This window comes from Streptomyces sp. NPDC006372 (assembly GCF_040612515.1).
Lineage (GTDB): Bacteria > Actinomycetota > Actinomycetes > Streptomycetales > Streptomycetaceae > Streptomyces.
Genome location: NZ_JBEXQJ010000082.1, coordinates 1 through 6,772 on the forward strand (window position 1 = coordinate 1; position 6,772 = coordinate 6,772).

The 6,772-nt window shown below is 70.9% G+C and carries 3 protein-coding genes and 1 pseudogene; all 4 read right to left on the minus strand.

Translation table 11 applies throughout. From position 1 onward, the window contains the following. Positions 1 to 28: 28 nt before the first annotated feature. Entirely contained in the window at positions 29 to 2,983 is a 2,955-nt protein-coding gene (gene glgB, locus ABZ016_RS42835) for a 1,4-alpha-glucan branching enzyme (RefSeq protein ID WP_356922223.1), read from the minus strand. Positions 2,984 to 3,014: 31 nt separating this feature from the next. Beyond that, the gene (locus ABZ016_RS42840; protein WP_356922224.1) at positions 3,015 to 4,457 is read right to left on the minus strand and encodes a maltokinase; all 1,443 of its coding nucleotides are present in this window, start codon (positions 4,455 to 4,457) and stop codon (positions 3,015 to 3,017) included. Positions 4,458 to 4,647: 190 nt separating this feature from the next. After that, positions 4,648 to 6,348: a maltose alpha-D-glucosyltransferase gene (gene treS, locus ABZ016_RS42845; protein WP_356922225.1), complete on the minus strand. Its 1,701-nt coding sequence runs from the start codon at positions 6,346 to 6,348 to the stop codon at positions 4,648 to 4,650. Further along, positions 6,345 to 6,772, minus strand: a pseudogene (locus ABZ016_RS42850) (alpha-1,4-glucan--maltose-1-phosphate maltosyltransferase); the annotation flags it as partial. The pseudogene ABZ016_RS42850 and the gene treS, both read right to left, overlap by 4 nt.

Genomic DNA, 6,772 nt, shown 5'->3' on the forward strand with positions numbered 1-6,772 from the left:
GGCGTCATGACGCCGCCGCGGCACAGGATCACGCCGGGCGGAGCCACACCGTGGACAGGGGCGGCAGGGTCAGGCGGATGCTGGCCGGGCGGCCGTGCCAGGGCTGGGCCTCGGGCTTGACCGGGTCGGGGTTGGTGACATCGCTGCCGCCGTAGCGGCCGGCGTCGGTGTTGACCGCCTCGTGCCAGGCGGGGATCTCCTCGGGCACGCCCAGGCGGTAGTCCTGGCGGATGACCGGCGCGAAGTTCGACACCGCCAGGATCGGGGTGCCCTCCGGGTCCAGCCGCAGGAACGCGAGCACGTTGTCGTCGGCGGCGTCCCCGACGATCCACTCGAAGCCCGCCGGGTCCGTGTCGAGCCGCCACAGCGCCGGCGTGGCGCGGTAGACGGTGTTGAGGTCGCGGACCAGGTCACGCACGCCCCGGTGGTCGGGCTCCGCCCCGTACCCCGGGTCCAGCAGCCACCAGTCGGGTCCGTGCGCCTCGGACCACTCGGCGCCCTGCGCGAACTCCTGGCCCATGAACAGCAGTTGCTTGCCCGGGTGAGCCCACATGAAGCCCAGGTAGGACCGGACCCCGGCCCGCTGCTGCCACCAGTCGCCGGGCATCTTCGACACCAGGGACCGCTTGCCGTGCACGACCTCGTCGTGGGAGATCGGCAGGACGTAGTTCTCGCTGTAGGCGTAGACCATCGAGAACGTCATCTCACCGTGGTGATACTTGCGGTGCACCGGCTCGTGGCTCATGTACTGCAGCGAGTCGTGCATCCAGCCCATGTTCCACTTCAGCCCGAACCCCAGCCCGCCGAAGCCGCTCGGGCCCTTGTGGTGGGTGGCCCGGGTGACACCGTCCCAGGCGGTCGACTCCTCGGCGATGGTGACCACGCCGGGCACCCTGCGGTACACCGTGGCGTTCATCTCCTGCAGGAACGCCACCGCGTCCAGGTTCTCCCGGCCGCCGTGCTCGTTGGGCGTCCACTGGCCCGGCTCGCGCGAGTAGTCGAGGTAGAGCATCGAGGCGACGGCGTCCACGCGCAGGCCGTCGATGTGGAACTCCTCGCACCAGTACACGGCGTTCGCCACGAGGAAGTTGCGCACCTCGTTGCGTCCGAAGTCGAACTCCAGCGTGCCCCAGTCGGGGTGCGCGGCCCGCAGCGGATCCTCGTGCTCGTACAGAGGCCGGCCGTCGAACTCGGCCAGCGCCCAGTCGTCGCGCGGGAAGTGGGCGGGCACCCAGTCCATCAGGACGCCGATGCCCGCCCGGTGCAGTGCGTCGACCAGGTACCGGAAGTCGTCGGGCGTGCCCAGCCGGGCCGTCGGCGCGTAGAAGCCGGTGACCTGGTAGCCCCAGGAGCCGCCGAACGGATGCTCCGCGACCGGCATCAGCTCGACGTGCGTGAAGCCCAGGTTCTTCACGTACCCCGGGAGCTGCTCGGCGAGTTGCCGGTACGTCAGCCCGGGTCGCCAGGACGGCAGATGGATCTCGTACACCGAGAACGGCGACTCGTGCGCCGGCGCCTCGGCACGCCGGGCCAGCCACTCGGCGTCGCCCCACTCGTACGCGGAGGACGTGATGACCGACGACGTGGCGGGCGGCACCTCCGTGCGGCGGGCCATCGGGTCGGCGCGCAGGGTCTTCGTGCCGTCGGGGCGGGTGATCTCGAACTTGTACAGCTCGCCCTCGCCGATGTCCGGCAGGAACAGCTCCCACACCCCGGACGAGCCCAGCGACCGCATGACGTGACCGGAGCCGTCCCAGAAGTTGAAGGTGCCGGCGACCCGCACGCCCCGCGCGTTCGGCGCCCACACCGCGAACCGGGTGCCGGTCACGCCCTGGTGGGTCGTCGGGTGCGCGCCCAGCGCCGTCCACAGCTCCTCGTGCCGGCCCTCGCCGATCAGATGCAGATCCAGGTCGCCCAGCGTGGGCAGGAACCGGTAGGCGTCCTCGGTCTCCAGCACCGTCCCCTCGTACTCGACGAGCAGCCGGTACACCGGGACGTCCGTCAGCGGCAGCAGCCCGGAGAAGAACCCCTCCCCGTCGTCGTGCAGCTCCGCCCGCAGCTCTCCGGAGAGGACGGTCACCGACCGCGCGTACGGCCGGAACGCCCGGAACGCGACGCCGCCGGGAACGGGGTGGGCGCCGAGCACGGAGTGGGGGGCGTGGTGCGTGCCGGCGAGCAGCCGCTCCCGGTCGACCGCGTCGACGGCGGGGGAGACGGCGATCTCCATCTCCGGGGGCACGACCTGGGCGGGGGCGGCGGCCTTCTCGGCGGTGGCCTTGAGGGGGGCGGCTTTCTTGGCGGTCGCCTTCTTCGCCGGAGCCTTCTTCGCGGGGGACTTGGCGGCGGCGGCCTTCGTGGTGGCCCGTGTAGTGGCCTTCGCGGCGGTCTTGGTGGCCGCCGCCTTCGCCGTGGCGGCCTTCTCGGCGGCGGACTTCGTGACCGCCGTCCTCTTCGCGACCGTCTTGCTCGCCGCCGTTTTCTTGACGGCTGTCTGTTCGGCGGCCGCCTTGGTCGCGGCCACCTTCTTGGCGGTGGCCTTCGCGGCGGGCGCCTGCGCGGGAGCCGACTTCTTCGCGGTCGCCTTCTTCGCGACCGTCTTGCTCGCCGCCGTCTTCTTGACGGCTGTCTGTTCGGCGGCCGCCTTGGTCGCGGCCACCTTCTTGGCGGTGGCCTTCGCCGCGGGCGCCTGCGCGGGACCTGACTTCTTCGCGACGGCCTTCTTCGCGACGGCCTTCTTCGCGGCGGTCGTCTTCGCAGGGGCCGCCTTCTTGGCGGTGGCCTTCGCCGCGGGTGACTGTGCAGGGGGCGTCTTCTTGGCGGCGGCCTTCTTCGCGGCCGCCGTCCCCTTCTTGGCCGCTGCCTGTTTCGGCACCGCCGTCTTCTTCGCGGCGCTCTTCTGCTGGGCGGCCGTGGGCTGCTCGGGGATCTTCTCCCCGGCCGTCCCCTTGGGGTGCGAACCGCTGGACTCAGGGCGGGGGGTCACGGGCGGAGCCTCCTGGGCGAAGGTCGGTCAGTCAGGTCAGGTGGCCGGACGTGGCGAGCCGGTCTATGGCGGCCATCGGCACCGGCAGCCAGTCGGGGCGGTGCCGGGCCTCGTACACCACCTCGTAGATCGCCTTGTCGGTCTCGTAGGCGCGCAGCAGCACCGGGTCGGTGCGCGGATCGCGGCCGGAGGCCTCGGCGTATCCGGAGCAGTACGCGGACCGGCAGGTCTCGGCCCAGGCCGGCTGGGGCGGATCGGCCGAGCGGGCCGCGTAGTCGAAGGACCGCAGCATGCCGGCCACGTCCCGCACCGCCGGCTGCGGCATGCGCCGCTCGGCCAGCGGCCGGGCCGGCTCGCCCTCGAAGTCGATCAGCCACCACTCGCCGGACGGCGAGCGCAGGCACTGCCCGAGGTGCAGATCGCCGTGCACACGCTGCGCGGTCCAGGTGCGCCCCTCGGCGGCCAGATCGCCCAGCGCCGTGAACGCCGACCTGAGGCCGCCGGCGTAGGGCCCGAGCGCGGGCACCGCCTGGACGGCCGCCTCCAGCCGCTCGATCATGCCGTCGACCATGAGCTCCAGCTGGACGTGACCGAGGGTGACGGTCGGCAACGCCCGGGCCAGCGCGGTGTGCACCTCGGCGGTCGCCCGCCCCAGCGCCCGCGCCTCGGCACCGAAGTCCTCGCCCTTGGCGAGCTCCCGCAGCGCCAGCTCCCAGCCGTCACAGGCGCCCTGCAGGAACGGCTGGAGCACCCCCAGGACGTACGGCTGGCCGGCCAGGTCCGCCGGGCCCGTGAAGACCACCGGGTCCGCCGCGGGGTCGACGTCCGCGACCATCCAGGCCGTCGGGGACGGCACCCGGGGGCAGCCCGCGCGGGCCAGCGCCAGCGGCAGCTCCAGATCGGGGTTGACGCCGGGCACGATCCGGCGCAGCAGCTTCAGGATGAACGTATCTCCGTAGACGATCGACGAGTTGGACTGCTCCGCGGTCACCACGCGCGGCACGAGTCCGGACCGGATCTCCTGCTCCGGGTCCCGCTCGAAGCGGAGCCCGCCGATACGGGCCTGGGTGCGCAGGGCCTCCAGGAGCAGCTCGGCGGGCCTCGGGTCGTGCAGGGCGTCGTAGACCGTCCGGCCGGCCAGCGGCCCCGTCGACATGTGGCCGATCAGCGCGGGCGCCAGCCGAGGCGGCAGCGCCTCGCGCACGCCTATCAGGAGCTGGTAGCAGTCGCCGGGGTGGCCGGGCGCGCCATGGGCCGGGACGAGCGGCTGGTGGGCGCGGACGAGCAGGTGGTACAGGCCGAGCTTGGCGGTGCCGGGGAGCAGCTCGGTGGCGGCGACCAGCGTGAACCCGGTGACCGGCCGCCCCTTGCCCGCGAACCAGCGCTGTCGCGGCAGCCATTCCCGCAGCAGCGGATCGAGGGAGGCAAGGAGGCCGGGCGGGGTGGTGACGGTGCGTGTGACGGCTTCCGACATGGCGTCGCGTCCTTTCACCCGTTCTCGGTGCGCCTCCGGCGCCTTCAGCCGGCCCGGACGGCGCCCCTCCGGCTCACGCGCATGGGTGGGGTGTTACTGATGCGTGCCCCGGGCGGGGCGGAGGAAACGCCCCGCCACGGGGGTTTGCGGTCCGCCCCGCGGATCTGGCTTCAACAGGCCGTTCCGGGCCTCACACGGCGTCCCTGCGCAGCCGGAACCAGTAGAAGCCGTGGCCCCCGAGGGTCAGCAGGTACGGCAGCTCGCCGATGGCCGGGAAGCGGACCCCGCCGAACAGCTCCACCGGGTGCCGCCCCTCGAAGGCGCTCAGATCCAGCTCCGTGGGCTGCGCGAACCGCGAGAAGTTGTTCACGCACAGCACCAGGTCGTCCTCGTACTCCCGCAGGAACGCCAGCACCGCCGGGTTCGTCGACGGCAGCTCGGTGTACGAGCCCAGACCGAAGGCCGGGTTCTGCTTGCGGATCTCGATCATGCGCCGGGTCCAGTGCAGCAGCGACGAGGGCGACGACATCGACGCCTCGACGTTGGTGACCTGGTAGCCGTAGACCGGGTCCATGATCGTGGGCAGGAACAGCCGCCCCGGATCGGACGAGGAGAATCCCGCATTGCGGTCCGGCGTCCACTGCATCGGTGTCCGGACGGCGTCCCGGTCGCCGAGCCAGATGTTGTCGCCCATGCCGATCTCGTCGCCGTAGTACAGGATCGGCGAGCCCGGCAGGGCCAGCAGCAGGGCCGTGAACAGCTCGATCTGGTTGCGGTCGTTGTCCAGCAGGGGCGCGAGGCGGCGCCGGATGCCGATGTTGGCGCGCATCCGTGGGTCCTTGGCGTACTCGGCCCACATGTAGTCGCGCTCTTCGTCCGTGACCATCTCGAGCGTGAGCTCGTCGTGGTTGCGCAGGAAGATGCCCCACTGGCAGCCCGAGGGGATGGCCGGGGTCTTGGCCAGGATCTCGGAGACCGGGTAGCGGGACTCGCGGCGGACGGCCATGAAGATGCGCGGCATGACCGGGAAGTGGAAGGCCATGTGGCACTCGTCGCCGCCGCTGGGATAGTCGCCGAAGTAGTCGACGACGTCCTCGGGCCACTGGTTGGCCTCGGCCAGCAGCACCGTGTCCGGGTACTGCGCGTCGATCTCCTTGCGCACGCGCTTCAAAAAGTCGTGCGTGGCCGGGAGGTTCTCGCAGTTGGTGCCCTCCTCCTGGTACAGGTACGGCACGGCGTCCAGCCGGAAACCGTCGATGCCCAGGTCCAGCCAGAACTTCAGCGCGGAGATCATCTCCTCCTGCACGGCCGGGTTCTCGTAGTTGAGGTCCGGCTGGTGCGAGAAGAAACGATGCCAGTAGTACTGCTTGCGGACCGGGTCGAAGGTCCAGTTGGAGGCCTCGGTGTCGACGAAGATGATCCGGGCGTCCGGGAACTGCTTGTCGTCGTCGGCCCACACGTAGTAGTCGCCGTAGGGCCCGTCGGGGTCCTTCCTCGACTCCTGGAACCACGGGTGCTGGTCGCTGGTGTGGTTCATGACGAAGTCGATGATCACGCGCATGCCGCGCTGGTGGGCGGCGTCGACGAACTCCACGAAGTCGGCCAGGTCACCGAACTCGGGCAGCACGGCCGTGTAGTCGGAGACGTCGTAGCCGCCGTCCCGCAGGGGGGACTTGAAGAACGGCGGCAGCCACAGGCAGTCGACGCCGAGCCACTGCAGGTAGTCGAGCTTGGCGGTCAGGCCCTTCAGGTCACCGACGCCGTCGCCGTTGCTGTCCTGGAACGAGCGGACGAGCACCTCGTAGAAGACGGCTCGCTTGAACCAATCCGGGTCCCGGTCCCTGGCGGGAGTGTCCTCGAAGGTGTCCGGAACGGGTTCGTTGACGATCATGAGGTGGGTGACCCTCCGATCCGCGGGTTGGACGGTCGCAGGACCGAGAAGACATGCGCGGGCCTGTGGCCCGGTTCGAGGCGCACATAGTTGGCCCTGCCCCAGTGGTAGGTCTCGCCGGTGAGCTCGTCGCGCACCGGCACCGACTCGTGCCAGTCCAGGCCGAGTTGCGGCATGTCCAACGAGACCGTGGCCTCCTGGGTGTGGTGGGGGTCGAGGTTGGCGACCACCAGAACCGTGTTCGAACCCTTCCTCTTCGAATAGACGATCACCGCTTCCTTGTCCGCCTCGTGGAAGTGGAGATCGCGCAGCTGCTGGAGGGCCGGATTCTCCCGCCGGATGGTGTTGAGCCTGGTCAGCAGCGGGGTGATGGTGCGGCCCTCGCGCTCGGCCGTGTCCCAGTCGCGGGGCCTGAGCTGGTATT